This is a genomic window from Dietzia sp. HMSC21D01, from assembly GCF_001815995.1.
Classification (GTDB): domain Bacteria; phylum Actinomycetota; class Actinomycetes; order Mycobacteriales; family Mycobacteriaceae; genus Dietzia; species Dietzia cinnamea.
Genome location: NZ_KV824072.1, coordinates 1 through 1,474, shown reverse-complemented (window position 1 = coordinate 1,474; position 1,474 = coordinate 1). Strand labels below are relative to the sequence as shown.

Below are 1,474 nucleotides of genomic sequence, written 5' to 3'. Positions count from 1 at the left end.
CCCGCGGAGCCGGCCGCGCCGGCGCCTCCCGCGACGGCGGCACCTCCAGCGGGAGCGGCGGCGCCGAAGTCCCCGGTGAACAGGGAGTCGTCGCCGTCCAGCAGGTGCTTGGTGACCATGGCGCGGGGGCTCATGCCGCGCAGGTCGTTGAGCTGCTTGAGCGGCTCGCGGAACTCCTCGAAGTCGGTCCCGTAGTCGTCCTTGAGCTGTTGCTGCGCGTTGCTGGCGAACTCGCGGACCTTGCGGATCGCGGACGCCAGCCAGCGGGCGGCCTCGGGCAGACGCTCGGGCCCCAGGACGACCAGTGCGATCACCCCGAGGACCAGGAGCTCGGACCACCCCACGTTTGTGAACATCGCAGTCAGGATACGTCGTGGCGCGCGCGAGCGGGAGCGTGACCTGCGCGGGTGACCCCCGGGCTCAGCCGAGCGTGGGACGGACGGTCAGCTCGACGCGTGATCCGCCGCGGATGACCTCGACCGGGACGTCGACGTCCGCACCGGCGCGGCGGACCGCCACCACGAGTTCGTCGGACGAGCGCACCCGTCGCTCCCCGACGCGGGTGACGACGTCGCCCTCGCGTAGTCCGCCGGACTGGGCGGGCGATCCCTCGCGCACGTTGACGATCTCCGCGCCCTCGACCGCGCCGTTGTCCGCCTTACGGGCGTTGACCCCGATCGTCGCGTGCCGGACCGACCCCTCGGTCATGAGTGAGGTGGCGATGTCGCGGACGTCGTTGACGGGGATCGCGAAGCCGAGGCCGATGGATCCGCCGGACTGCGTGAAGATCGAGGTGTTGATCCCGATGACCGCCCCGGTGCCGTCAATGAGCGGCCCGCCGGAGTTGCCGGGGTTGATGGCGGCGTCGGTCTGGATGGCGTCGATCACCACGTCGCCGTCGGAGGTCGACTCCCCCAGCGCGATCGGCCGCCGGGTCGCGGAGACGATCCCCTCGGTGACCGTCCGCGCCAGTCCGAGCGGGGATCCGATCGCGATGACCTGCTCGCCGACCTGGACGTCGTCGGAGTTTCCGAGGGTGGCGACGGTGAGGTTCTGGACGTCCTCGACCTTGAGGACCGCCAGGTCCGTGGCGGGGTCGCGGCCGACCATCTCCGCCGCGGCGCGGGAGCCGTCGGGGAAGATGACGTCGATGTCGGCGCGGTCGGCGGCACCGTCCATGGTGACGACGTGGTTGTTGGTGACGATGTATCCCTGGGGGTCGATGACGATGCCGGAGCCCTCCCCGCGGGCCGACGGGGTGGAGACCTGGATGTTGACGACGGCGGGTTGGACCCGCCGTGCGACCTCGCCGACCGGATTGTCGGGGCGCAGGACGTTGTCCGGCGCGTCGGCGATGCGGACGGTCGAGGTGGTGAGGACGCGGGCGGAATCGGCGACGACGGCGCCGATGGCACCGCCGGCGAGGGCGACGACGGCGACGGCCGCGATCGCCCCGGCCAGCGCCCGCCTGCTC

2 protein-coding genes are annotated in these 1,474 nt (G+C 72.2%); both read right to left on the bottom strand.

The window, feature by feature from the left end; all coding sequences use genetic code 11:
- Positions 1-356: Sec-independent protein translocase protein TatB (tatB, locus tag HMPREF3086_RS14860; protein WP_070722685.1), on the bottom strand; the 356-nt coding region annotated here is incomplete at its 3' end.
- Positions 357-420: 64 nt separating this feature from the next.
- A partial coding sequence (locus HMPREF3086_RS14855; protein ID WP_070722682.1) for a S1C family serine protease occupies positions 421-1,474 on the bottom strand: 1,054 nt, incomplete at its 5' end.